The organism is Lactiplantibacillus mudanjiangensis (assembly GCF_005405385.1).
Classification (GTDB): Bacteria; Bacillota; Bacilli; order Lactobacillales; family Lactobacillaceae; genus Lactiplantibacillus; species Lactiplantibacillus mudanjiangensis.
In genome coordinates this window covers 522,647-546,938 of sequence record NZ_BJDY01000003.1, presented here as the reverse complement: position 1 = coordinate 546,938, position 24,292 = coordinate 522,647, and the positions used below count along the sequence as shown (strand labels likewise).

At 42.9% G+C, this 24,292-nt stretch carries 27 protein-coding genes; 12 read left to right on the top strand and 15 right to left on the bottom strand.

Going from position 1 to position 24,292, the window contains the following annotated elements; all coding sequences use genetic code 11:
• Positions 1-125 precede the first annotated feature (125 nt).
• Positions 126-722 carry a TetR/AcrR family transcriptional regulator gene (locus FFM84_RS07320; protein ID WP_130844268.1) on the top strand — a complete coding sequence of 199 codons (597 nt, stop codon included), beginning with the start codon at positions 126-128 and terminating at the stop codon, positions 720-722.
• Positions 723-893: 171 nt separating this feature from the next.
• Here the strand turns inward: FFM84_RS07320 and FFM84_RS07315 are convergent, their stop codons facing one another.
• The 3 genes from FFM84_RS07315 to FFM84_RS07305 all read right to left on the bottom strand — a co-directional run bounded on the left by FFM84_RS07315 (position 894) and on the right by FFM84_RS07305 (position 3,398).
• The gene (locus tag FFM84_RS07315) at positions 894-1,580 is read right to left on the bottom strand and encodes a GTP pyrophosphokinase (RefSeq protein ID WP_130844269.1); all 687 of its coding nucleotides are present in this window, start codon (positions 1,578-1,580) and stop codon (positions 894-896) included.
• 55 nt (positions 1,581-1,635) lie between these two features.
• Positions 1,636-1,923 carry a hypothetical protein gene (locus tag FFM84_RS07310; protein ID WP_130844270.1) on the bottom strand — a complete coding sequence of 96 codons (288 nt, stop codon included), beginning with the start codon at positions 1,921-1,923 and terminating at the stop codon, positions 1,636-1,638.
• 80 nt (positions 1,924-2,003) lie between these two features.
• Positions 2,004-3,398 (bottom strand): FAD-binding oxidoreductase, encoded by a 1,395-nt coding sequence (locus tag FFM84_RS07305; protein ID WP_130844271.1) that lies wholly within the window; start codon positions 3,396-3,398, stop codon positions 2,004-2,006.
• Between the two features lie 248 nt (positions 3,399-3,646).
• Between FFM84_RS07305 and FFM84_RS07300 the strand changes: the two genes are divergently transcribed.
• A complete protein-coding gene (locus tag FFM84_RS07300) occupies positions 3,647-4,660 on the top strand; it encodes an LCP family protein (protein WP_371852222.1) in 1,014 nt (337 codons plus the stop codon).
• 100 nt (positions 4,661-4,760) lie between these two features.
• On the opposite strand, the gene FFM84_RS07295 is transcribed toward FFM84_RS07300, so the two are convergent.
• A complete protein-coding gene (locus FFM84_RS07295) occupies positions 4,761-5,027 on the bottom strand; it encodes a hypothetical protein (RefSeq protein ID WP_130844273.1) in 267 nt (88 codons plus the stop codon).
• 223 nt (positions 5,028-5,250) lie between these two features.
• On the opposite strand from FFM84_RS07295, the gene FFM84_RS07290 reads away from it, so the two are divergent.
• The 6 genes from FFM84_RS07290 (at position 5,251) to FFM84_RS07265 (ending at position 9,725) form a co-directional block, all read left to right on the top strand.
• The gene (locus tag FFM84_RS07290) at positions 5,251-5,562 is read left to right on the top strand and encodes a hypothetical protein (protein ID WP_130844274.1); all 312 of its coding nucleotides are present in this window, start codon (positions 5,251-5,253) and stop codon (positions 5,560-5,562) included.
• 135 nt (positions 5,563-5,697) lie between these two features.
• Positions 5,698-6,402: a response regulator transcription factor gene (locus tag FFM84_RS07285; RefSeq protein ID WP_130844275.1), complete on the top strand. Its 705-nt coding sequence runs from the start codon at positions 5,698-5,700 to the stop codon at positions 6,400-6,402.
• Positions 6,389-7,777: a sensor histidine kinase gene (locus tag FFM84_RS07280; RefSeq protein WP_130844276.1), complete on the top strand. Its 1,389-nt coding sequence runs from the start codon at positions 6,389-6,391 to the stop codon at positions 7,775-7,777. The genes FFM84_RS07285 and FFM84_RS07280 overlap by 14 nt, the downstream gene beginning before the upstream one ends.
• Positions 7,778-8,477: 700 nt before the next feature.
• Positions 8,478-8,726, top strand: a complete 249-nt coding sequence (locus FFM84_RS07275; protein ID WP_130844277.1) for a hypothetical protein — start codon at positions 8,478-8,480, stop codon at positions 8,724-8,726.
• Between the two features lie 47 nt (positions 8,727-8,773).
• A complete protein-coding gene (locus tag FFM84_RS07270; protein ID WP_130844278.1) occupies positions 8,774-9,076 on the top strand; it encodes a hypothetical protein in 303 nt (100 codons plus the stop codon).
• Positions 9,077-9,101: 25 nt separating this feature from the next.
• On the top strand, positions 9,102-9,725 hold the full coding sequence (locus FFM84_RS07265) for a hypothetical protein (protein WP_130844279.1): 624 nt from the start codon (positions 9,102-9,104) through the stop codon (positions 9,723-9,725).
• 110 nt (positions 9,726-9,835) lie between these two features.
• On the opposite strand, the gene FFM84_RS07260 is transcribed toward FFM84_RS07265, so the two are convergent.
• Positions 9,836-11,200, bottom strand: coding sequence for an Nramp family divalent metal transporter (locus FFM84_RS07260; protein WP_130844738.1), 1,365 nt, complete (start codon positions 11,198-11,200; stop codon positions 9,836-9,838).
• A 221-nt stretch (positions 11,201-11,421) separates the two neighbouring features.
• Positions 11,422-12,099, bottom strand: coding sequence for a TetR/AcrR family transcriptional regulator (locus FFM84_RS07255; protein ID WP_130844280.1), 678 nt, complete (start codon positions 12,097-12,099; stop codon positions 11,422-11,424).
• A 182-nt stretch (positions 12,100-12,281) separates the two neighbouring features.
• Here FFM84_RS07255 and FFM84_RS07250 point away from each other — a divergent pair, with 182 nt between their 5' ends.
• Together FFM84_RS07250 and FFM84_RS07245 are read left to right on the top strand one after the other, a co-directional pair.
• Positions 12,282-12,722 carry an Rrf2 family transcriptional regulator gene (locus tag FFM84_RS07250; RefSeq protein WP_130844281.1) on the top strand — a complete coding sequence of 147 codons (441 nt, stop codon included), beginning with the start codon at positions 12,282-12,284 and terminating at the stop codon, positions 12,720-12,722.
• Between the two features lie 161 nt (positions 12,723-12,883).
• On the top strand, positions 12,884-13,765 hold the full coding sequence (locus tag FFM84_RS07245) for a tyrosine-protein phosphatase (RefSeq protein ID WP_130844282.1): 882 nt from the start codon (positions 12,884-12,886) through the stop codon (positions 13,763-13,765).
• Between the two features lie 70 nt (positions 13,766-13,835).
• Here FFM84_RS07245 and lpdD read toward each other — a convergent pair whose 3' ends face one another.
• From lpdD to FFM84_RS07230, 3 genes are all read right to left on the bottom strand, one after another.
• Entirely contained in the window at positions 13,836-14,246 is a 411-nt protein-coding gene (lpdD, locus tag FFM84_RS07240) for a prenylated flavin chaperone LpdD (RefSeq protein ID WP_130844283.1), read from the bottom strand.
• Between the two features lie 2 nt (positions 14,247-14,248).
• On the bottom strand, positions 14,249-14,815 hold the full coding sequence (locus tag FFM84_RS07235; RefSeq protein WP_497707032.1) for a UbiX family flavin prenyltransferase: 567 nt from the start codon (positions 14,813-14,815) through the stop codon (positions 14,249-14,251).
• 155 nt (positions 14,816-14,970) lie between these two features.
• Positions 14,971-15,804: a chitosanase gene (locus tag FFM84_RS07230; RefSeq protein WP_130844285.1), complete on the bottom strand. Its 834-nt coding sequence runs from the start codon at positions 15,802-15,804 to the stop codon at positions 14,971-14,973.
• 618 nt (positions 15,805-16,422) lie between these two features.
• Here FFM84_RS07230 and FFM84_RS07225 point away from each other — a divergent pair.
• On the top strand, positions 16,423-17,202 hold the full coding sequence (locus tag FFM84_RS07225; protein WP_130844286.1) for a hypothetical protein: 780 nt from the start codon (positions 16,423-16,425) through the stop codon (positions 17,200-17,202).
• Between the two features lie 112 nt (positions 17,203-17,314).
• Here the strand turns inward: FFM84_RS07225 and pnuC are convergent, their stop codons facing one another.
• Entirely contained in the window at positions 17,315-18,094 is a 780-nt protein-coding gene (gene pnuC / locus FFM84_RS07220) for a nicotinamide riboside transporter PnuC (protein ID WP_130844287.1), read from the bottom strand.
• A gap of 412 nt (positions 18,095-18,506) precedes the next feature.
• Here pnuC and map point away from each other — a divergent pair, with 412 nt between their 5' ends.
• A complete protein-coding gene (gene map, locus FFM84_RS07215) occupies positions 18,507-19,295 on the top strand; it encodes a type I methionyl aminopeptidase (protein ID WP_130844288.1) in 789 nt (262 codons plus the stop codon).
• 48 nt (positions 19,296-19,343) lie between these two features.
• Here map and rbsU read toward each other — a convergent pair whose 3' ends face one another.
• The 5 genes from rbsU to FFM84_RS07190 form a co-directional block, all read right to left on the bottom strand.
• Positions 19,344-20,228, bottom strand: coding sequence for a ribose/proton symporter RbsU (gene rbsU / locus FFM84_RS07210; protein ID WP_130844289.1), 885 nt, complete (start codon positions 20,226-20,228; stop codon positions 19,344-19,346).
• Positions 20,229-20,258: 30 nt separating this feature from the next.
• A complete protein-coding gene (gene rbsD / locus FFM84_RS07205) occupies positions 20,259-20,654 on the bottom strand; it encodes a D-ribose pyranase (RefSeq protein WP_130844290.1) in 396 nt (131 codons plus the stop codon).
• A gap of 2 nt (positions 20,655-20,656) precedes the next feature.
• Positions 20,657-21,577 (bottom strand): ribokinase, encoded by a 921-nt coding sequence (gene rbsK / locus FFM84_RS07200; protein ID WP_130844291.1) that lies wholly within the window; start codon positions 21,575-21,577, stop codon positions 20,657-20,659.
• A 105-nt stretch (positions 21,578-21,682) separates the two neighbouring features.
• On the bottom strand, positions 21,683-22,681 hold the full coding sequence (gene rbsR / locus FFM84_RS07195) for a ribose utilization transcriptional repressor RbsR (protein WP_130844292.1): 999 nt from the start codon (positions 22,679-22,681) through the stop codon (positions 21,683-21,685).
• 110 nt (positions 22,682-22,791) lie between these two features.
• On the bottom strand, positions 22,792-24,141 hold the full coding sequence (locus tag FFM84_RS07190) for a DUF2252 domain-containing protein (protein WP_130844293.1): 1,350 nt from the start codon (positions 24,139-24,141) through the stop codon (positions 22,792-22,794).
• Between the last annotated feature and the right edge of the window lie 151 nt (positions 24,142-24,292).

Here is a 24,292-nt window from a genome sequence, read left to right as displayed (position 1 = left end):
AATATGTTTAAATAATAACAATATGTTAGTTGAAAGCGAATGAAATATCAACCAACAATTTTCATAATTTCGTCATTAAATAAACAATTAATGGCGTATTGTTCAAATAATGAGGTGAAATTAAAGTGGTAGGTACAAAAAACAATCGTCGAGCACAAATGACCGAACGATTAATTCAAGATAGCCTTATTCAACTCTTACAACATCAAGAGTTGAATGAGATTACAGTGACGGCCGTTTGTAAAATGGCCGACATTAACCGGGGGACGTTCTATGCCCATTATGATGACGTCAAAGACTGTATGCACACCATGGAACAAGATGCGACTAAGGAACTTTTAGCCGTCATTAACGAACATTTGCATCCTGATTCATTACGCGCGATTTTAACGGGGATCTTTGAAATCGTCAAAAAACGCCATGCCGTAACATCGTTCATCCTAACAACAGACCAAGACTTTCTCATGCACTTCATCGCCACTACCAAACGTGAAATTCTCGAACATAATCAATCACTTATTGGTAATATCAGTGCTCGTGAAGGTCAGTATATGTTCGAGTACTATTTGAACGGCATCGTTGGCGTTGTCCGATACTGGCTAAAAACGGATCTTCAAGAATCACCAGAAACCCTTGCAGCCTTCATTAATGACTGGTGGTATCGCGGTAAACCCTTTAAAGCAATTGCTGACTTACCACCAGAATCACAATCAAATAAATAATTGTTAGTTATTAAACCTAAAATATTTCAATTAATCATAACCAACATTTTAAACCTAACATGAGTTGGTTCTTAGTGAAAGTATTTACGCCTTAAAATATTAAACTACTTCAACCGTTATTCATCAAAAGCGCCAGTCAGTGACAAGTTCGTCGCTGACTGGCGCTTTTTATTAGGACTCAGGCGTCGGTGGTTGTTGATACATCCGCGTCTTAATATCATCCATTTCTTGATCTAACTTCGTAATCAACCGCGCCTTTTTCGTCAAGGACCGCTGAAGCGTCACTTGATCAGGCACATTCTTCTTATAATTTAACTCATGCTCTAGCGATGCCCAAAAATTCATGGCAATCGTCCGAATTTGTAATTCGACTTCAATAATATTAGGACCATCAACGGTGTACACCGGCACGCCCAAGATGAGGTGCAAGCTTTGGTAACCATTGGCTTTGGGATGATGCACATAATCCTTCACTTTCAAAACCTTGATATCAGCTTGTGTCGCTAATAAGTCTTCAACAATCTTGATATCACTCACAAATCGCACAATTAACCGAATACCAGCAATATCATGTAAATTGTTAAAAACAGCTTCAAATGTCAATGGTAGCTTTTTACGACGTAACTTTCCCACAATACTATCGGGAGACTTGATCCGTGACTGTTTACTATCAATTAACGCATAGCCATAGCGCAATGCATATTCCTGACTAATATAATCTAACTTGTCTAAAACCAACTTCATCGCGACTTCGTATCGTAAGGAATACGCCCGGAGTTGATCAACTGCTTGTAATAACTCGGGCGGTGCCGGTAGAAACGGATCGTCGCCAGCTGGTTGCGCTGTTGATTTACTCACTTATTTTTTCGCTCCTATAATAAACACTTGCTCTCAAATGCCAGTTTAGCTTTAGTTATTGGACCGAAATTACCCACTCACGTACCAACTGATCATAAGCAATCTGATACGTCTGCTCGCCGGCTTGATACGATAATTGACCATCGACGTCTTCGAATTCACTAGGAATTAACCCGTGGCCGTCTAACACATTCAGGTGTCCCCAAACCATGCGATCAGCTAAGAAGTGGTCAAAGCGCTGCCAAAAACGTTGAAAACTCGCAAAATCAATCACGTCAAAAATCTCATTACGTAAGACCTCAGCGTCAAATTCAAGGCGAATATTGGTTGTCTTTGGTGCCAAGTAATCTCCTCCTAAATTTCAAAAGTAGCTCACTAATTAATCATAACGGTTATAAAACATCGGTGCAAATCATAACCTAGCTAGTTAATTTTACGTTTTGGATTCAACAATCCCATTGGGTCAAAGAGGGCTTTAATCTGATGCTGAATCTGATCAACATCTTCGCCTAGTTCAGCGTTATTCCACTGATTCTTCAACATCCCGATCGCATGTTCACCAGAAATCGTCCCGCCAAGCGCCAACGTCTTATGGAACATTAATTGTAACGCTTTAATAATCGCCTCTGGGACTTCAGTTTCCTCTTTTGGCCAAACTAAAGTTGGATGCACATTACCATCACCAGCATGGCCGGCAGTATAAATCTTCACGCCTAAGTCTTGCCCCATCGCTTGAATATAATCCATTAAGGGTGCCAATTGTGACAACGGTACGGCCATATCTTCCATAATATGGTTTTGACCGGCAAAGACGGCCGGTAACATGTCTCGCCGTAATTGTTCCAAGTCAGCTTGTTCTTTTGGTTCAGTTGTTACCGTCACATGATTGGCTTGATGCTTAGCTAATAGGTCTTCAACCACATGCATGCTTGCTTCGCCACCATTGTCTAACTTAAAGATCAACATGGCCCCACTATTATCAGCATAATGCGTCTTTTCATAACGATCCAAGGCAATTACCGTGTTACCGTCCAAAGCTTCTAGCATCGTTGGATAAACGCCCGAGATTCGAATGGCAGTGACCGCTTTAGCTAAGGCCGTCATATTATCAAAGAACGCCATCCCCATCACTGGGGTCCCAAGTGGAATTGGTAATAATTTAACGATTACTTGGGTAATAATCCCTAGTGTGCCTTCTGAACCGACCATTAATTGCGTTAAATCATAGCCAAAGGCCTGCTTTAACGTCCGACCGCCGAATTGTACTTCGCGACCATCAGCTAAAACAACTTTAACGCCTAAGACATTGTCTTTAGTCGCGCCATACTTAACCGTACTCATGCCACCAGCATTGGTCGCCACGTTACCACCGATCCCAGATATTGGTTTTGAACCAGGATCTGGCGCATAAAACATGCCTTGTTTCCGAGCTTCCTTATCAAGATCGCCATTAACGACCCCAGGTTCAACAACGGCTAAAGAATCTTCTTTACTAATCTCTAAAATTCGATTCATTTTAGCCGTAGATAGGATTAAGCCACCAGCAATACCATCGGAACCAATAACGGTACTCGTTGTTTGTGCTTGTGGCACCACTGGCAAATGGAATTTCCGTGCCGTTTTTAAGGTACCTTGAATATCTTTGGTTGAATGAGCTTCAATATAAGCTAATGCCAACCCACTGTCATCATCACTTAAATTCTTGCTAAAAGAAAACTTTTGCAAGGTGTCAGCATCCGTCAAGACTTGACCATCCGTGACGTTGGCCTTTAAATCTGCAATGATATCGTCATCTGAAAAAGCTTTAAAAACTGTCAACTTCAAGACCTCACTTTATTAATAACTGATTTGTTTAACTAGACAATACCAGTATAAGCCAAAAATAAAGCGCTAACTATTATTCGACCCACAATCTTAAGCAAGTGTTTAGATACTGACCTATTGAATACGAGCATTGGTATTTTATTTTTTAATTGCCTACACTTAATTTTAGTATTTTCCAGCCACCCATTTTAACAGTATGCTAAATCTTAGTTTTAAAAAAAGAGGGGTGCATCATGCAACATATGGGACGTTCACGACACGGACTACTGTGGCTGATTATTGGGTTAGCACTAGTTACGCTAGCCATTGCCATCGGGGTCCAAGTTCATCAAGCACAGAATCGCTATCAAACTAAAATCTACACCGGCACCAGTGCCGATAATGTCAATACCAGTAAACCAATTAGTCTTCTATTATTAGGGACCGATACTGGCGCGGATGGTCGAATCACGAAAGGTAATTCAGATACCATTATGGTTGTCACCATCAACCCTAAAACTAAAAAGACCGTGATCACGAGTATTCCTCGCGATACCTTAGCTGAAATGGTCGGCACTAAAACGACCAACGTTCAAAAACTCAATGCTGCTTACAACATTGGTGGCTCGACGATGGCTAAAGCGAGCGTCAGCAAGCTGTTAAACATTCCGATTGATTATTACGCAACTTTAAATATGGGTGGTTTGAAACAAATTGTTGATGCCGTTGGTGGCGTAACCATCACCAGCCCAATGAAAGTCAGCTATGATCACATCACGATTACCAAGGGGCGACATCATTTGAATGGCAAGCAAGCGTTAACTTACACCCGAATGCGTTATCAAGATCCTCGTGGTGACTATGGTCGACAATTACGTCAACAACAAGTCATGAAAGCCGTTCTAGCTAAGTTAGCTAATACCAAGACGTTAGCCCGCTACAATCAATTATTGTCCTCATTAAGCAATAATTTACGTACCGATTTGAGTTTTAATGATCTAGTCGCTTTGGCCACTAAAGATCACGAAAATACCAAGCACATTGTGTCACACCAATTGATCGAGACACCTGCCTGGATCAATACCAGCTCCTATCAGATTGCCAGCACGGCAAAGTTACAAACAACTTCCAATGCCATTCGCAGCCAATTAGGGCTTAAAGCTGAAAAAATAAGTAATATTGAAACCAAATTGAACGCCTTAAATAGTAGTTATGATGGCACCACCAATTTGAATTACGATACTAATGGCCTCGACACTATTACGTATACAGAATAAAACTAAAACCCACGGACAACGACTGATAACTGTTGTCTGTGGGTTTTAGTTTGTTCGTTCACTTTACATTCATTAAATAGCGCTTCATAAATCTAATTCATTAGTAAGTCATCGCTTGTTGCCAAGTCGCCAATTGTGAAATTAGACCGCCAGTATTGTCGTTGAATTCATATTTCTTATTAGCTAGTGCTGCTTCAGCATGTTCCTGATGAACTTGTAAGTCATGCATATTAACCGTTAACATTAGTGGCTTAAAAGCTTGTGTTGACCAAATTTTCAATTGATCAGCTTGGCGTTCAACCGCCACAAAAAAATACTGTGCGAATCGGGTTTTCAAATCAATTTGTTTTAAAATGCCTGTCTCCATTTCAAACAGCTCCTCTCTCAGCTGATAGTCTAACTATAAGCGCTGAAACGCGTTTCAGGTCAAGGATTTTTATTGAACTTTTTTAATTGCAACTAGAATTATTACATTTTAGTAACAGCGGCTTTAAAATGCTAGGTTTATTAGTCAAACCGATGTACTATATTGATAAAAGATTATCCGGTATGATGTTCAAACTAGCGCCGGAAGTAAAGGAGTTGCCAACATGATCAAGACCGAACCCGTTCATCATCAAAAATATTGTTATCTAATTGAACTCACTGGCAATGTGCAAACTGATCTAATGATCGCCTTATCGGCCGCCGAACAAAATCTGGGTTCCTGGGAACGGGTCTATTCAGCCAAACTACCAACATGGCGTTTATGGACAAATGCCAACGCTGACGTTGTTCGCTTCACGGTAGCGCATATTATCGCTCGATATTCACTACCGCAGAATGATTACTGGCTCATTCAATACCATGGCCATGATCACAATCATCCCAAAATGTTGCATCCACAATTTCATACGCATTAGTTTGAACAACTGGTATTTGTCTCATTGATACCAGTTTTAATTTTGACATTTTTTTGAAAATAATGGGCTTTAACGCAGTTACTCGCCTTTTTTAGCTATAATAAGGATAATTATAACGTCACCAGGAGGTTCCCCATGCAAAACACCATTTTAATTGTTGAAGACGAACTGAGTTTGTCAGGCTATTTAACGAAAGAGCTTCAGTTTGAAGATTTTAACGTTGTGGTCGCTAATGATGGTCTCGCCGCCCTTGAGACTTACGACGCCCACAAAAACGACCTACTACTGATCCTGCTGGACTGGATGTTGCCCAAATTAGACGGGATGGAGGTCTTACGCCGCATTCGCAAACATGATCAAGTCCCCGTTATCATTATGACTGCCCGTGATTATGTCGGTGATAAGGTCGCCGGTTTAGATAACGGCGCCGATGACTACATTACTAAACCATTTGAAATCGAAGAATTATTGGCGCGTATCCGGGTCATCCAACGGCGCGCTGAAAATCAGACTGCGGTTAGCCAAGTCTACCAATTAGATCAAGTGGTCTTGGATACCAAAGCACATCGGGTCACGTGTAACGATGAGGACGTTCAGCTCACCCATCGTGAATATGATTTACTCCAATTCTTTTTAGCCCATCCCGACCAAGTCTTCACCCGTGATGAGCTCCTCGATCAAGTCTGGGGTGCAGATTTTCTCGGACAGCAAAATGTGGTCGATGTTTATGTTGGTTACTTACGTAATAAAGTTGATCCCGATAACGACGTGCCATTAATTGAAACAGTTCGCGGGGTCGGCTATAAATTAAGGGAGTCGATTGCCAATGGCGAAAAATAACGCAACTGCACCAACCTATGAACGCTTGATTAATCAAGAGATTCGCCGGCTCGTCTTACTGATTACGTTAATCATTAGTGTCGTCATTCTCGTTATTGTCGGGACACAGCAAACCTTGAGCACCAGCCGCGAAGCTCGTGACTTGATGACTAGCTTGAATCAAGCCAACATCAAAGATGTGCCTAGTTTTATTCATTGGAATAACTCGACTACCCGTAATACGAAGCAACCGGCCTTTATTCGCGTCACTACTAACAAAACAACCCTAACCACGACGACAAAATCTAAGCGCACTATTTTGACGTCACCCTCGTCAAAAGCTTTTTTTGCCAAACGCCAAACGAAACTCGTTGGTAGTCTGGTCTATGTACGCGGTTTTGGCCTTTTCTTAGCTTATACGCAAAAAGACGGACAAAATACGTACCAACTATGGGTGAGCTTGCGACGATTAATCAACAGTCTGCTGGTCTTGATTGCGCTCATTATTATCGTCATGCTTGCCGCTTCGGCATTAGGCACTTGGTGGGCTCATCGTTTGGCGCTTAGATTAAGTACGCCAACGGTGACCTTATTACGCGAAACTGAGTATACCTCCAATGACCCCGAAGCCGATCAACCAACATTAACGATCCCCGAAAGTCCACGTGAAATTAATGACTTAGGCCGTGCTTTTAATAACTTATTGTTGGCTCAAAATCAACGACTGCAACATGAGCGACAATTTATTTCGGATGCCTCACATGAATTGCGAACACCGATTGCGGCGATTCGCGGTAACTTAAGCCTTATTCGTCGCCGTGGTGACTCACATCCAGAGGTTATTCCCGAATCATTAGCGTTCATTGATGAAGAATCATTGCGGATGCAGCATTTAATTGAAAATTTACTTCACTTATCACGGGCTGATCGCGCCAAAATTGAACTCAGCGATCAAGACTTATCTTATTTAGTCCTACAACTTGGTGAACATTATCAGCCATCACTCGCTCCGCAAAAGCTACAATTAGAGATTGACCAAAACATTCACGTTAAAGGCAACGCCGATATGTTACAACAAATTGTCGTAGCCTTATTAGACAATGCCCATAAATATTCACCGGTGGATCAACCGATCACGTTACGCTTACACCAGACTGACGATGCGATCGAACTCGCCGTCGCTGATCATGGCGAAGGGATTCCTGATGATCAAAAAACCGCCGTTTTCCAACGGTTCTATCGCGTTGATCAGTCACGTTCACAGGCCATTGAAGGTAGTGGCCTTGGCTTGGCCATCGTGCAACAGCTAGTGGCCCTTAATCAAGCCACCATCAAGATTACCAACAACCAACCACGTGGGAGTATCTTTACTGTTCGCTGGGAACTTAAAAAGTAACCCTTGTTAATCTCAATCTTCCACATAAAAAATACAGGTTACGAGATAACGATGATGGTAAGCGTCTTGCAACTATTGGTAAGTGTTAGGTTAATTTAGCCACCTACGCCAGTCAGTGATTCTGCCAGCGGTGGGACCGGCTCCAGCCAAAGTTCGGGCTTCCACCTCGCTTTTGAGACTAGCTTAAACCGCTAGTCTCAAAAGTCGTCCACATCGTAAGCCCGGAAAAATCACCGGACTAACGATGTCGTCACGGCCGGCGCCATCACTGGCTGGCTCCGGTTAGTTTCTTATTGCTAGTTAACCCACTAGTTTAACCGAGAGTGAGCTCACATTGAGCCCAGCCGTGGGGGGCTCTTAGCGATTTATCGTTTAGAGCTCGGCGCTTTTGAAACACGGGTTGGGTGGTTCAAAACGACGGTTCAGACCGCTTTTTGGCTGAACCGGTCCACCCACAGCGTTCCGGCTCAATGTGGGTGAACAGTAGGTGGCAAGTCAATAACTAGTTTTTGGTGAAAAATAACTTTCTAAAAAAGATAAACGACCGTTAAACCTTGATCTAATCAGGTTTAACGGTCGTTTTGTCTAAACATAAGTTGGTTTCTAAGAAATTCTTATTTAATGCTTACGATAACTCGGTAGTTGAAAGACCCAATAGTCGGTAAACTAAAGTCATTCAATAAAGCAAGGAGCTAATCAAATGTTACTTGATACCGATCCAAAAATTAAAAATATCACCGCAGTCAACCTCGTTAAAGTGGTTTACCCATTAATCATTGCTAAGACTGAACAAGGTGACTACATTCAAATTAAATTGAGTGACGACCAACTTAGCGACCCGCTCTTCTGGGAAAGCGCTCGTGACTTATGTAAGAACCAATTATGGGTGCCGATGGGTCGTAAGTTCCACCAACTACTCTCTAACGACTGGATTTTACCAACTGCTTAACTTAAAAAACTAACTTAAATCAACCAACTAAAAGGAGTTCGATCATTATGAAAAATTTATTTGCTAAAGTGACATTAACCTTATTAACTGCCGGGACCTTATTTGCTACCACGGGGACTGCCTTAGCCGATACCACCACTAATACGACCCCTAACCAAACATCAACGACCCTTGTTAACAAAGTCAACCGCGACACTAACTTAGCTACTAGTAGCACGACGCCTAGCCGACACAACTTGACCCCTAAACCAACTCGGTTAATCACCAAGACGACCCAAAGCCAAATTCTCGCAACTGTTGATACTAGTGCTCAAAGTTTAAATAAGAGCAAATACCAACCTACTGTTTAAACCAATTTCTTAGGAGGTCGTGCTTATGTCCGAATTAACCAATCAAATCACCACCCAACTTCAATTACATCGTCAAGAAGCGTTGATTAAGAGTCGGACACAAGGTATTTGGTATACCGGTGCCGATCTCTTAGAAGACATCGCCTTATGTAAAAGCAGTCTACAACAACAAGCCGTTACTGCTGGTCAAAACATGCTCGTCAGTCTCGATAATTCAGCAGCCCTCCCGATCGTCTTACTCGCAAGTTGGGAGTTAGGCATTAATATCACCTTGGCGGCACCAACAACCAAACCATCACTAGTTAACGACCACTACACCGCCATGGTTTATACACCAACTTCAACACAGCAGTTAGCCACTCAACTCGATCCACAACAGGTCAGTCTGTTGACCCTAATTCTTAACACAGCGCCTAACTTTGCTTATTTAGTGCAAGACCTAGCCCCTAGTCTCGTACAAACGCCTGAAGCTACCCTCACGATTGCGGGTCATCATACCGTTTACACGCAATCAACGCTCTTGCAACGCGCACAACAATTGACACCACCCGCTAAAATTACGGACCTCTACGATCTTGATCGTGGCATTCTACCACTACTTGCTAATCTACTGCAGCCGACGCCGGTAGCGCTCGCTTGGGCTGGATAACAGATTTGGAAGATTACCACGCTCGCTAATCAGGCCTTAGCTTGGTTTACATAAAAAAAGATGCCATTCAATTTCAAATGACATCTTTGACGTTAATTTTTAAATTTTAATTAGTGCACAATCCCAACGGTCTGCAAAATCAAGTAAATATTCAAGACAATTAAGATCGCGGTGATAACCCAAGCCGTCCATTTAACCCACTCGCGGTTCTTGAAGTTTCCCATCAGCTTCTTATCACTTGTAAACATCACTAGTGGAATCATCGCGAATGGTAACGCGATACTTAAGAAGACTTGAGACAACGTCAAGAGGTTTTCAATTTTTGCTTCGTTACCATGATAGTAAATGGCGAAAACCAGCACTGGTGTAACGGAGATTAACCGAGTTAATAACCGTTGAGCCCAGAGTGGCATCTTCAACCGAATGAACCCTTCCATGATGATTTGCCCGGAAAGCGTCCCGGTAATCGTGGAACTTTGGCCTGAAGATAACAACGCAATCGCAAACAACATACTAAGCACTGGACTGGCGATGGAACCAACAATCTTGCTATTACCTAATGCGTTATATAAATCAACGAATCGGCCTAAGTCACCCTTAGTCCCAAAGAATAACGCTGCCCCTAAGATTAAGAGCAAACTGTTAACCACGAAGGCCACTGATAATTGAATGTTAGAGTCAATCGTCGTGAACTTAACGGCCTTAGCCACTTCTTTTTCATCACTACGATCAACGGCCCGCGTTTGCGAAATTGATGACCCTAGATACAAGTTATGTGGCATAACCGTGGCCCCAACAATCCCTAAAGCCAGATATAGCATGGATTGATTGCTGACAATTCTGGTTGTTGGCACATACCCTTTTAACATTTCAGGGACGTTTGGCTGTGAAATGATGACTTCGTATAAGAAGACGAACAAGATCACAGCGACTAAAGTGGCGACAATTGCTTCGATTTTACGGAAGCCTAATTTCATTAAGAGTAATAAGATCAAAACATCAGCGGTCGTAATTAAAATCCCGACGACCAGTGGAAATCCAAATAATAACTTCAACGCGATCCCGGACCCAATAATTTCGGCCACATCAGTCGCTATAATGGCTAATTCTGTCACGACCCAAAGAAAAATACCCATCCCTTTAGATGTCCGTTCACGGGTTAGTTGTGCTAAATCTTTCCCCGTCACAATCCCCAACCGGGCAGCCATTGCTTGTAATAACATCGCAATTAAACTTGAAAGTAAAATAACTGATAACAGCGCATATTTATATTGTGACCCACCGGCAATTGACGTAATCCAATTACCAGGGTCCATATAACCAACCGCAACTAACGCCCCTGGCCCCGTATAGGCCACTAAGGTACGCCAGAAATTGGCATCCTTGGGAACACGGATACTCCCATTAACTTCGTCCAAACTCTTACTATCAGACCCAGACGAATGAATGCCGGTACTACCCTTAGTGGCAACCATCGCTGAACGATCCTTCGTTTTTGCTAGTTTTTTCATGATGACACCCTCGCTTCTATTGGTTTAGAATTCAGGTTGTGGACTACTGTGATCCTCAACAGTGACTGCTCAGTTACATATTGAGCGGTCACTTTAATTCCACTAGGTAGTATAGCATCATTAATAAATTAGTCAACTATTTTCATTTATTTTTTCGGCTTTCCTAAAACGCCTTTTCAGTGCGGCTATTCTAGTAATAGCGGCATTCGGCGTGGGCTGAGACCATTAACTAAGAAATCACTGAGATACCGAATCGTCGTCTCATCATCCGTTGGCGCTGTCTCGGTATACAAAACTCGTTTCACCAAATAACCGCCCAACGTTGAGAATAATAATTGCAAAATCATCGTGTTCGGCCAATCGACTAATTCGCCCGTCGCTTTCAACCGATCCATCACGACCTCGGCTTGTTGTAAAACACTCGGCGACACCATCCCGAGCACCGCTGCCCGGTCAGCTGCGTTATTGAAAAATTGCGATAAAATCACTTCTAGTGACGCGCGATTCTGAGCCACGAATTTCACGCGATCAGTCACTAAGGCAACAACAAACGCATTCAACGTTTGCGTCTTGCTAGCCAGAACGGCTTCATCCAGATCATTGAGCATGGCTGGCAAAATATTCTGAACGATTGGCTGCATAATGGCCTTCAAGATCCCATTTTTATTAGTAAAATTATGAAACAAAGTTCCTTCGGCAACCCCTGCTCGATCAGCAATTTCACGGGTCCCCACTTCTTCGTAACTTTTCTCGGCAAACAAGGCTAACGCTGCAGATAGAATCTTGCGTTGGGTTTTGGTAATCTGACCATCCTTTCCCAACGAGGCCGCATAATAGGCTTGGATGGTTTCAATTTCACTCATGTTCGAACTCCTTTTTGCAGTAACTGCTCAATTTATTACCCACATCATAACTGATTTACTGATAATAAGCGACAAGTTTTTTTGAAAAGTTACATGATTTTTTTGATTAGTCCTGACAATTGCTTTAAATAGCTGGATATCGTATAATCACAGTAATTAATACAGTTACAGGAAGTGATCAAATGCGGGTTTCAACACGTTTCAGCGATGCCATTCATCTATTGGCATTTCTCAAGATTTACGATCAACAACATCTAACGAGTGATCTCATCGCCAGTAGCATTGAAACCAGTCCCGTCGTCGTTCGCCGTTTAATGGGTAAACTACGACAGGCTGGACTAATCAAAACAGTCCCTGGTTCGGCTCAACCCACTTTGGCTAAACCACTTGATCAAATTTCGCTACTGGCTATCTTTTATGCCGTTGAAGGAGACAAGCCGCTTTTCTCAGTTGATCCTAAAACGAATCCAGACTGCATTGTCGGTGGTAACATTCAAACGGTCTTACGACAATATTATCAGGATGCCCAAACTGCAGCCGAGGCTCGACTAGCCAAAACCAGTTTGCAAGATATCGTTGACAATCTCTTAGTCGAACAAGCTAAAAAAGAAGCTTTATCTTAATCAAAGCTCACGAGAATCGCGCCAAATGTTGATATCACAACATTTGGCGCGTTTTTTAACTTACCCGGTCTAATCCCCTTACATAATCTTTACCAAATAGATATATGAGCTTTACATGTAACTGTTATGCTTTAGCTATTCTTTAATTGGAGGGGAATCCATTGAAAAGATCAGTGATTATTGCCATGCTTGCTTTATCCGGTATTACAACCGGAACTAGTGCCATTACGCCATTAATGGCTAACGCGGCGACCAAAAAAGCGACGACGGTTAAGACCGCGAAGCAACCAAAAGCAAAACAGATTAAGTTACAAGGTGCCATTAACGTCCGTGATTTAGGTGGTTATCGGACTAAATCCGGTAAGACTATCAAGAAGCACAAGTTATTACGTTCGGCCGCTTTGAACACCCTAACCAAAAAAGATGCGCAGAAGTTGGTTAAAACTTATCACTTAGCCACCGATATTGATCTACGCACCGATGCTGAAGCGAAAAAATCACCTGATGTTAAGATCAAAGGTGTTAAATACGTTTTTGATCCGGTCATGCATCAATTTTCAAAAATTGGTAAAACCGAGTCTGGCACTAAAGTCATGGAAACGACCTACAGTCAATTCGTAACGACCAAAACGTCGCGCAAAGCTTATCATCAATTGTTCAAATTTCTGCTCACCAATCCTAAAAACAAGGCCGTGCTCTGGCATTGTTCCGCCGGGAAAGATCGTGCCGGCATGGGATCAGTCCTAGTTTTATCGGCTTTAGGTGTTGATCGTAAAACCATCAACAAGGACTTCCTACTTTCTAACAAGTTTCGTGCCACCACGAATAAAAAAGCCCTCGCTGCCTTATCTGCCAAAGGGATAAAGAAAGGGTCGTTAACTTATCAACGGGCCAAAGAGATGAATGATGTTAAAGTGGCTTATCTCAATACGTCATATCATTTAATCAAAAAAGATTACGGCTCAATGCATAATTTTCTGATCAAAGGGATTGGTTTAACGAATCACGACATAAAAAAACTACAACAACTTTATTTAAAATAACCTAATTCACTATCAGCGAAAAAGAACCATCCATCTCGGCTAGTTTCTCCGGGATGGATGGTTCTTTGACTTATTTTGGTCGTTCATCATTTCGATAATATTCGGGTTGAGCCGCCTGAATGGGATGTGCCGTTAGCCAAGCAATGATCTGCTCACCTAAAGCGGTCGTCATCGGTGCTGCCGCCGCAATCTGCGCTTTACTAATTTGATTAACATGAATACCAGCAGTAATTGTACAGCTACCAACTAATACTGGTTGCAGTTGTTTAGCCAGTCGCTCTGAAATAAAGTTATCCTTGTGGAAACGACCATCATGACTTGGAAATTTGACTGTTTGTGGTGCGGTTGTTTTGGTTAAAGTCGTCACATCACCAATATGTGGATTATCGCCCCCGGTCACTACAATCAGTAAGTCGAACCCAACAACTTGTAAGCTGGCCGTCATCTGATAACCTGCTTGTGTCGTCGTAAAAGTTGGCATAACTAATCTCCTTCCCAACGACGATCCGTTTCATTATGAATTTGGAACGCGTCTAATACTTTCATCGTCTGATGATTGACTAAATCTTGAATCGTTTTTGGGTGATTATAAAAAGCTGGAATCGGTGGAATGATTTGAGCACCCAATTTGGCTAACTTAGTCAAGTTCTCTAAATGAATTACGCTCAATGGTGTTTCACGTGGAACAATCACGAGCTTTCGTTGCTCTTTGATTGTCACATCGGCCGCCCGCGCAATCAAATTATCGCCAAAACCATACGCAATGGCAGAAACGGTCTTCATGCTAGCCGGCACAATAACCATCCCATCGTTTAAGAACGAACCACTTGCAATTGTTGCACCTTGATCGTTGATATTATACGTATAGTCCGCCAATGCATTGAGTTGCGCTAACGAATAATCTGTTTCTAACGCTAAGTTTTTCTTAGCCCACGTACTCATCACCAAATGCGTCTCAACATCTGGAATCGCCTGTAGTTTTTGTAATAAGTCGACCGCATAAATGGTCCCAGAGGCACCCGTAATCCCAACTACAATTCGTTTCATCACATTCAACTCCTTTTGTTTAACTTCTTTTCAACCGTTTAATTCCTACGCTATTTATCTTACCTGCTTCCACCGCCACGAACAAATCAAGTTTTGACTAACTGATATTCAATTTAAGAATAATAAAAGGCCCGACAATTTTCGTCAGACCTAATAACTTATCTATTTGATTGAGTATCCGCACTGAGTTGTTTCAACTTAGTAGCGGTTAATCGAAATTTTTGCTGATACATGGTCCATGTTAACGGTAATTGTAGTCGATCCTTATGTTCTTGCACAAATTGCCATTGGGCCTTTAACCGCGACAAATCATGATGGGCTTTTTCTTGGCGCATGATTTTTGCGCGCACGGTCAAAAACGTCCGTAAATAAGTTGTCGCCTGACCACCTTGTCTTGGTGTCTTTGCGCGTTGCTTAGCGACGCGCCGAATACCACCAAAACTATCAGCCGAGGCACCCGGTCCATGTACCACCATGGCATCGTAATAAATATATTGTCCTAACGGGGTAAGACCATCCTGTTGAGCGGCCCGAATGGCTGGTCTTAAATAGAGCCGATCAACAATCGCGTCTTGTGCTTGAATCAACCGCTGATCACGAGCAGCTTGCCGCCAAGCCCGTACAAACTTGGGGCCTAATCCTTGATGACTCGCAGTCCCATTCACCCGTTTCAAAGCCGGCAAATAGCGCACCAATCGATTATGTGGCCGCAACTTTTGGTACTTACGTACGACCTGCAACAAATCACCAGTTCCCGAAGTAAAACCAATAATTCCGGCGGTATAGCCCCGACCATCCCCAATGTCTTCAATATATCGATATTGCTGATGATAGTTTAACGATGAGTTCTCAGCACTTGAAACTAACGCAAACGTCGTGGCCCGTAAGTTTCCCGTCGCAATCGTTTGTTGCCGTTGATACCACCAATAACCACCATAGATTAGTCCTAAAAGTACCAATAGACCGCATAATCCCCAACCCCATTTTTTCATTTTAACCCCTACTCTCGTTCTCAATTACTTCTTAGTGTACACGTTTACACAATTAATATTCAACCTTCAAAAACAGTCATACTTGCCACCTACCGTTCGCCCATCTTGAGCCGGAACGCTGTGGGCGGACCAGTTCAGCCAAAATTCGGTCTGAACCGTCGTTTTTGAACCACTAAACCCGTGCTTCAAAAACGCCAGTCTCTAAGCGATAAATCGCTAAGAGCCTCCCACGGCTGGGCTCAATGTGAGCTCACTCTCGGTTATGATGGTGATTACGAAATTGATTGGTATTCGCAATAAAACCGGAGTCAGCCAGTGATGGCGCCGGCCGTGAAAATATCGTAAAGTCTGGGTGTTTTCCCCGGACTTTACGATATGGACGACTTTTGAGACTAGTGGTTTGGCTAGGCTCAAAAGCGAGGTGAAAGCCCGCACTTTGGCTGGAGCCGGTCCCCACAGCCGGCAGAATCACTGGCTGGCGTAGGTGACTAATTTAAGCCAACATCAATATGGCTGCCATATTTAACTTTCAACCTTTAATTAATGAACTAATTGTGTGCCGCAAAGCCTATTTAGGCTTATACTCGAGGTAGTTTATGATGATAGGAGGCCTGGTCAATGGCTAATCGACGTACCACACACGATCCTCATCAATTCATCAACACTGCTGACCATCGTCGCCAACTCCAACTTGCTGTTCAAGTGGCCCTGCCAGCGAATGCCCACGTCTTAGCTCGCAATTTTGCCCGCTCCAGCGCCAGTTCATATTGGCTACTAATGCTCGATCAACCAGCCGGTCAAGCACCACGCTTTTTAACCTTACGAATCGCTGACCATACTCTTTGGTTAGCAAATCATGACCAATTGGCCATTACTTGGCAAGCAGGTGACTTTCAAACTGTTCAGCAAACGTTGCGCGCGCAATTGACGCCTGCTGCGCTACAACATTACAGTTTTTCACTAACAACCATTGATATCGTAACCCTACGATTGATTCTGCATCTTGAACAACACCAACTCATCTGGCTTGTTCAATTGTCACCAACAATCGCCAAGGCTTACAAGAATCAACAGCTCGACTTACAGGCTGACTTTTTGTCGGCTAAGTTATTATTGGGTAATATGAATAACAGCAGTTTACAACTCGTGCCTGTTAACCAACCGCTATTTCAGCAGCGATTAGGTCAGTATTTCGGCCGAAATTTATTATTCTCACAATTTACCAGTCATCGTTTATTGCGACTACTACCAACCAATCAATGGATTCGACCTCTTTTGCAAGTTTTACCACCTACCCCGCAGTTAACCACGCAACTGGCGGCGGCTTATGGTACGGATTTTGTTCGTGTCAGTGTGGAAGCGATTCGGCAACAGGCTCAAGTCTCAATGGCTAATTAAAAATCGTTGTGCTCAAGAATGATCTTGAGCACAACGATTTTTAATGCTAAAAGGACCAAGCCGCCTTGGCTTGGTCCTACTTGCCGGAAAGACAATTTCCGTTAATTTAAATTTAGTGATCTAAACCAAAGGCATGTTGATCATCGTTATTTGCTTCAGCGGCGGCTTTTTCTTCAGCCATTAACCGTGCCCGTTCATGCTTGTTGTACCAAGGTGAAACGGTGAAGGCTAAGACATCGTTCATCAAGTAAACAGAACTATTGATGAACATCGCTAAAGTGGCTGAGCCTTGGCGGAAGGAAATGAACCAAAGGACCATTTGAGCTAAACCAGAAGCAATCCACCAGAAATATTGGTTGTTGTAACGCAAGAAACAAATGACACCAGCCGTTAAACAGATGGCAAAACTAATCGCATCAATCCAAGGCCGAGGATCATCAGTCAAAGCACCAATGAGGTAACCTGAAAGGGCATAAACAACCAGGGTTGCAACGATTGCGACAACCCAGGTCCGACCCGTAAACTTCCGAATCTTAGAAACCATGTTCACATTCCAGTTTGCACTCAACAAGACCGGAATATCCAACGTCACCACGTAAGCCAATTGTTCACCAATACTTAAGTAGTTCTTAGCTGAAAAACCAACAACAATAAAACAGATTGCCGAGATAACCCCTAGTAACCCATTAACTGATTTGGCTGCGTTGATTGCCAACACACATAAAACACCCAAAGTTGTCCCAATAAATGTTAAGATAGTTAGTGGCGTAATTGGGGCGCTCACCAAGGTCATCACTTGGCAACCCAAGCTAAAGTAAAATAAATAGTAGTTTTGTTGTGGCCAACCTTTTAGTTGGTGCGATAAAAATTTAAAATAATTACTCAAAATCAAAATCCTCTTTCCGTCATTCAGTATCTGCCGTTAAAACGTCTTAGTTGGCCAACTAACTTTAATCGATACCACCACATGTGGTATCTCCGTTCGAAACAACACTATATATTGTATCATTATCTTTGACGATGAAAAGGGGTAATTTTAGTTCACCCTATCAATTGTACACAATCGATCCGCTCATTTAACTGGTAGACTAGCGTTTTTAGTCGACCAATTTTTTTATATTTTTTTCATGCTAAGGGGTTAATTAACTGCGAGCGACATAACCAGCTAATCCATAGACAAACACTGTTAAATCAGGCGTTTTATCCATATTCAGACTAGCCTTTTGTCGGATTTCACTCGCTGGGGTATACTTAGTAATGGAAAGCAAGTCACATCAAAATAGTTAAATTTTTATGGAGGCACTATGATAACACTTAAATCAGATCGTGAGATTAAGGGCATGCAAGCAGCTGGCGACATTATGGTCGGGTTGTTCCATGCTTTGGAAGATTACATCAAGCCTGGCATTACCACTTGGGACGTTGATCACTTCGCTTACAACTATATTACGGCTCATGACGCCACTCCCGGCGAATTAAACTTTGAAGGCTACAAGTATTCAACTTGTGTCAGCGTTAATGACATGATTTGTCATGGTTGTCCAAGCAAAGATATTTTAGTTAAAGATGGTGACCTCTTAAAAGTCGACACCGTTATCAACTACCATGGTTACTTGAGTGATTCATGTCACGCATTTGTTGCCGGCACGCCCTCACCAGAAGTAAAGAAGCTTATGGAAGTCACGCATGAAGCCCTCTATCGTGGGATTGACCAAGCCGTTGTTGGTAATCGGATTGGTGATATTGGTTGGGCTATTCAAGATTACGCTGAAAACCAAATGGGTTACGGCGTCGTTCGCGAATATATCGGCCATGGTATTGGACCCACGATGCACGAAAAGCCAGACGTTCCTCATTACGGTGAAGCTGGTCACGGCACACGTTTAAAGGCCGGAATGACTATCACGATCGAACCTATGGTCAACATTGGCGATTGGCGTTCTGGCGAAACCGCTGATGACGGTTGGACCGTTAAGACGCTTGATGGTAGCCTTAGTTGCCAATATGAACACACTTTAGTCGTAACTGATGATGGTCCTAAGATCTTATCATCATTCGATAATGACTTTGATGCTAAATATTTATTGAAGTAAACAAAAATGGTAATCGCAAAAATGCGGTTACCATTTTTTTATGAGCGCTTAAATAAGAACCGTAACGGTTGCGGCCGCTAAAATGAGGACTAACCCTAATATTGTAATGCCCATTTCTTTAGCCGTCTTCTTTTGACCTAAGAACCAGATACCCGTCAAGGTCGCTAGGACTACCGAAGTTTGCGATAAGATAAACCCGGTCGCTAGCCCATTCATGTTTGGTTGCGCCGAGATCAAGTAAGTTAAAGCTGCGAAAGCAAAGAAGAACCCAGAAATAATATGCTTGTAAGAAATGCCCTCTACTAGAGCTAACTTTTCACCACGAGCAGCTAAAACGATGGCATAAATGACTGACACAATCACCATCCCAATGGCTTGCGGCACGAAGGCTTGCATCCCACTGATATTGGTCGCTTGTGGTGCTGCTGAGTAGGCCCAATAACCAATCTCACCAACGGCTAACCATAGAACTGCATTACGTAAAAGTCGTGCATTACCGGCGTCTTTATGTTCTGACCATACTGTCAAGCTGGCACCAATAATAATTAAAACCAAAGCTAAGCCACCAAAGACTTTATCACTAACCCCTGGCCAATCACCTAAAGCAAAAACGCCCCAAAGTGACGCGCCCAACAATTGAAAAGCCGTAGTAATTGGCATGGCCCGTGATGAGCCAACCATGGTGAAAGCTTTAAACGTGATAATTTGCGCACTAGCCCAACCAATCCCAGATAAGATTGAGAACCATAAGTTCATCCCACTTGGCATCGCTAAGCCTTTTATATTGGCAAAAATAATGGCAAAGATTAAGGTACCGACCGTTGATCCAAGAATTTGATTAACTGGGCGACCGCCGAATTTAGAGGCAATCGTGGGGTATAATCCCCAACCTAGTAACGGCCCAAGACCAATCAGTAATGCAGTTGTGTTCATCTCAATTCCTCCCATGCTTTAATTAGTGCTTTAGAACGTGACGCCACTTTCCAATAAGATATTGGCATATGGGGTCATTTCACCTGTTCGAACAAAGGCTTTACAATCAGACAATGAGCGTTTCATGTCCTCATGTGGCATGAAAGTGATTGGCATGTCTGGTAACCGTTTCTTAATCGCTGTTAACATTTCAGGATTCTGTGTCCGGATTTCATCGGCTAAATAGATGCGTTGAACTTCTAATTCTTCTAAAACATTATTTAGAACTTGCATAAAGCTTGGAATACCGTTGTCGACGGCCAAGTCAATTTTTTCAGTGCCGGCTGGTACTGGCATTCCGGCATCGCCAATGCTTAACTTATCAAAATGGCCCATTTGTGCAATGACCCGTGACATATCCGAATTAATCATTTTCGTTTTTTTCATAATTATTCAGCCTCCGCTGCTGCAATTTCATTTTTGTAAGGAATCGATGGTTGTGCGCCAAACCGTTGAACGGTTAGAGATGATGCCCGATTACCATATCGAATAGCCGCTTCTAAATTACTAAAATCTGGCTTTAACACACTACTCATCGCACCGATAAAAGTATCTCCAGCAGACGTCGTATCAACTGCTTCCACCTTGAAAGCTGGAATAACACCATGTCGACCATCGACATCATAAAAGGCACCCTTGCTCCCGATCGTAATGATGACCACGGCAATCCCTAGAGCATGTAAATCGGCAGCTGCTTGTAACATGCTGGCTTCATCGGTAATCTTAATTCCCGTTAAAATTTCAGTTTCCGTTTCATTAGGAATAATCATATCTGTAACTGCCAACAATTCAGCGGGCACCTTTTCCATCGCCGGTGCGGGATTTAAGACCGTTTTAACGCCCGCATGTTGGGCCAATTTGAAGGCTTCGATCGTACTATCAACTGAACTTTCAAATTGGGCAACCACAAAATCGCTCGCTTCAATCAACGCTTTATGGTCATCCACATAAGCGGGATCAAACGCCATATTTGCCCCACCATGAATCATGATCTGGTTTTCACCGGCATCATCAACAACCACATAGGCTTGTCCAGTTGAGACTTTGGTCAGCGTTGTCACGCCAGTTAAATCGATTTTTTCTTGTTCCAATAAGTCCAACATGGCCCGACCAGCATCGTCATCACCAACGGCACCTATGAAATTCGTCTTAGCGCCAGAGCGTTGTGCAGCTACGGCTTGATTTGCACCCTTACCACCACCTGCCGAAAAAATTTCTTTCGTATGCATGGTTTCACCTGGTTTAGGCATCTGTTTAACTCGAATTGTCCGATCTAAATTGATACTACCGATCATCGTTACTGTATTCATATGCGTACCCTCCATATGGCCGACTAAACTGGTCAATTTATTTATTAAAACGTTTTATGAAAACGTTTTAATAAGGAACACCAAGAATATATCACATTTAGAAGCTTATTTCAAATTATTTGTGGAAGCCCTTTCTACCAATTTGACGGCGAGCTGTTGTTCTTGCCAAGGTAGCGTTGGTTCAGCGATACGCGCCAATAATTGTTTGGCTGTCGTCTGGCCTAATTCAAAAATCGGCTGTGCAATCGTTGTTAACTGTGGAACCACATATTGACACATCTCCACATCATCATACCCAATCACACTATAATCTTGTGGAATCTGCCGGCCATTTTCGGCGAGTCCTAAATAAACGCCAAAAGCGATCTGGTCACTTACCGCAAAAATAGCCGTTGCTGGTGTTGCCATGACGGCTGGTACGGCTTCACGACCCGCTTTTTTGGATAAGGCGGTTGCAATCACATGCACATTGGCTTGATCGTAAACACTATAAAAACCAGCTAAACGCTTTTGAATATTAGCCGCGGCATGCGCGGGCATGAGTACCGCGACCTCTTGATGACCTAATGATTGCAGATGTTGCGCAGCTTGCCGGCCACCGGCATAATCGTCAGTTAATACAGCATCACTAACGCCTTCAGCTTTTTTTTGATCTAGTACAATAAACGGATGTTGTTTACGACGTAAAATATCCGTAATGGCTTGATTCGAAACTGCTGAACTCGCAATAATAAAACCATCAACACCACGTCGACTTAGTTCGGACAAATAGACTTGTTCCTTAGCCTCATTCAAATCAGCGTTACACAACATTGTAATGAAGTTGGCCTGATACAACACATCTTCAATCCCACGAATCAATTCGCTAAAAAATGGATTCGTGATATCTGGCACCAATACACCAATCGTTTTGCTCTTTTTATTAATCATTCGTTGCGCAAAATAATCTGGTTCATAGTGCAGATCTGCTTTAGCCGCTTCGACTTTTTCGACCGTCGTTGGGCTGAATTTATCCCCATTCCCGTTTAGAATTTGTGATACCGTTGCGATTGAAACCCCTGAACGCCGCGCGACATCTTTAATCGTCACCGCTTTATTTTTCATTTTACTTCCTCCGTTATCAAGACTTCTTAACGATATTGTATCTTAGTTCATCTCAATTACCCAACCAAATAAAAAGACGGTGACTCAATCGTCTGACCGTCTCATTTGACTTACACTAATTCTAAAAATGTTTGATAATCATCCTCAACTTGGCTCACATAAGCGGTCGCCCACTGTTCCATCGCCTCATCGAACTTATCTGAACTCCCAACATAACCGCGAATCATTGCGGCAGTCGGACTTTGCGCATGGGCTTGGGCTAAGATCATCGCACACGTATTGGCATAGGCTTTAAATTGGCCCCAATCCAACGTCGCAATATCAATCGATTCTTTCATATCACGGAATTGTCGGACATAAAAACTCTTATCCGCCATTTGGAAATAACCTAAGAAGACATCCGATGTTGATTGCAAAATCCGTTGTGAACTCACAATCCGTTGGCCTTCGGTTAATTCCAGTGCCGCCGTTAACTCTGGCCGACTCTGACTACCGACTTTCCGCGTCGGCAAGGCTTCTTTAATTTGCAAAACCATGTGACTACCATCAGTACTCGTCAATAAAACCAGATAGCATAGTGACCCAAAACTCCCAACTCCCACACTATGACGAATGATATCAGTAACTTCATATTGCGACAACAGCAGCGCGACATCGGTTCGGACCGTTTGTAGATACTGCTTAATACCGCGTTTCAAATTACGATACGTTTTCTTATTCACGTGGACGGAACGTGGCGCATTATCTTTGAATTGGCGTTCACCTTGACTATTCGTCCAGGTAAACTTGCGCACGACTTGTTCGGAATTCCGTTTGCTAGCTTTCTTCACCAAATCCGCAATAAAGTTCGCCGTATCTTCTGGCTCTCCGCCAAAATTCAACACAGCTTGAACTTCGTTATCACGATAAAACCGATTCAGCGTGGTCTGATCAAACATTCGTTTAATCCCTTCGCGATAACTAGCACTAGCTTCACGAACGAGCTTTTCAACTTTTTTCGGTTTAAAGTCATTGTTCCGAGCGGCTAAAATGATACTGACGAGCAGACGCCGTAAGTCCCATTCCCATGGGTGGACGCCGGCTTCATCAAAGTCATTCAAATCAAAAACTAACCGCCGTTCAGGTGACGCATAGAACCCAAAATTACCGAGATGGGCATCGCCGCAAACGACCGCTGGAATTTCAGTTGAGTGTTGATAATCTAAATCATAATCCATTAGTTCGACCGAACCACGAAAGAAAGCAAACGCCGAAGCGCTCATTCGCTCACGCCGTAAGGGTAAGAGTTCAGGAACTAACATTTCTCGTACATGTTTTAAATAAGCCGCTGCATCGCGTTTGACGGGCACAAACGTCCCTAACTGATCAAACGACGTCACACTACGCCGCGCCTTACCAATTGCGATCAATTCTGCAACGGTGTGGTGCTGACGAATGTGCGTTAAATCTAATGGTGGCATGGACATCAATCCTTTATTTTGAGCTGTCTCTATTATACCGATTTATCGCATGAAAACGAAATTTTGATATCAACTTAAATCGATTCATAATCATCGTTGACGCCGTGTCGGACTTGGGTTACCATTAGGTTAGCGGCTAATGGAAGCGCTT

Excerpts from the sequence above, each read along its gene's own strand:
- rbsU (WP_130844289.1), bottom strand. The coding sequence starts at position 20,228 with ATGAACACAACTGCATTACTGATTGGTCTTGGGCCGTTACTAGGTTGG.
- FFM84_RS07190 (WP_130844293.1), bottom strand. The coding sequence starts at position 24,141 with ATGCCACCATTAGATTTAACGCACATTCGTCAGCACCACACCGTTGCA.
- FFM84_RS07260 (WP_130844738.1), bottom strand. The coding sequence starts at position 11,200 with ATGGTTGCCACTAAGGGTAGTACCGGCATTCATTCGTCTGGGTCTGAT.
- FFM84_RS07285 (WP_130844275.1), top strand. The coding sequence starts at position 5,698 with ATGCAAAACACCATTTTAATTGTTGAAGACGAACTGAGTTTGTCAGGC.
- FFM84_RS07230 (WP_130844285.1), bottom strand. The coding sequence starts at position 15,804 with ATGAAAAAATGGGGTTGGGGATTATGCGGTCTATTGGTACTTTTAGGA.
- rbsR (WP_130844292.1), bottom strand. The coding sequence starts at position 22,681 with ATGAAAAATAAAGCGGTGACGATTAAAGATGTCGCGCGGCGTTCAGGG.
- FFM84_RS07255 (WP_130844280.1), bottom strand. The coding sequence starts at position 12,099 with ATGAGTGAAATTGAAACCATCCAAGCCTATTATGCGGCCTCGTTGGGA.
- FFM84_RS07290 (WP_130844274.1), top strand. The coding sequence starts at position 5,251 with ATGATCAAGACCGAACCCGTTCATCATCAAAAATATTGTTATCTAATT.
- FFM84_RS07300 (WP_371852222.1), top strand. The coding sequence starts at position 3,647 with ATGGGACGTTCACGACACGGACTACTGTGGCTGATTATTGGGTTAGCA.
- rbsK (WP_130844291.1), bottom strand. The coding sequence starts at position 21,577 with ATGAATACAGTAACGATGATCGGTAGTATCAATTTAGATCGGACAATT.
- FFM84_RS07270 (WP_130844278.1), top strand. The coding sequence starts at position 8,774 with ATGAAAAATTTATTTGCTAAAGTGACATTAACCTTATTAACTGCCGGG.
- FFM84_RS07265 (WP_130844279.1), top strand. The coding sequence starts at position 9,102 with ATGTCCGAATTAACCAATCAAATCACCACCCAACTTCAATTACATCGT.
- map (WP_130844288.1), top strand. The coding sequence starts at position 18,507 with ATGATAACACTTAAATCAGATCGTGAGATTAAGGGCATGCAAGCAGCT.
- FFM84_RS07280 (WP_130844276.1), top strand. The coding sequence starts at position 6,389 with ATGGCGAAAAATAACGCAACTGCACCAACCTATGAACGCTTGATTAAT.
- FFM84_RS07295 (WP_130844273.1), bottom strand. The coding sequence starts at position 5,027 with ATGGAGACAGGCATTTTAAAACAAATTGATTTGAAAACCCGATTCGCA.
- FFM84_RS07225 (WP_130844286.1), top strand. The coding sequence starts at position 16,423 with ATGGCTAATCGACGTACCACACACGATCCTCATCAATTCATCAACACT.
- rbsD (WP_130844290.1), bottom strand. The coding sequence starts at position 20,654 with ATGAAAAAAACGAAAATGATTAATTCGGATATGTCACGGGTCATTGCA.
- FFM84_RS07275 (WP_130844277.1), top strand. The coding sequence starts at position 8,478 with ATGTTACTTGATACCGATCCAAAAATTAAAAATATCACCGCAGTCAAC.
- FFM84_RS07250 (WP_130844281.1), top strand. The coding sequence starts at position 12,282 with ATGCGGGTTTCAACACGTTTCAGCGATGCCATTCATCTATTGGCATTT.
- lpdD (WP_130844283.1), bottom strand. The coding sequence starts at position 14,246 with ATGCCAACTTTTACGACGACACAAGCAGGTTATCAGATGACGGCCAGC.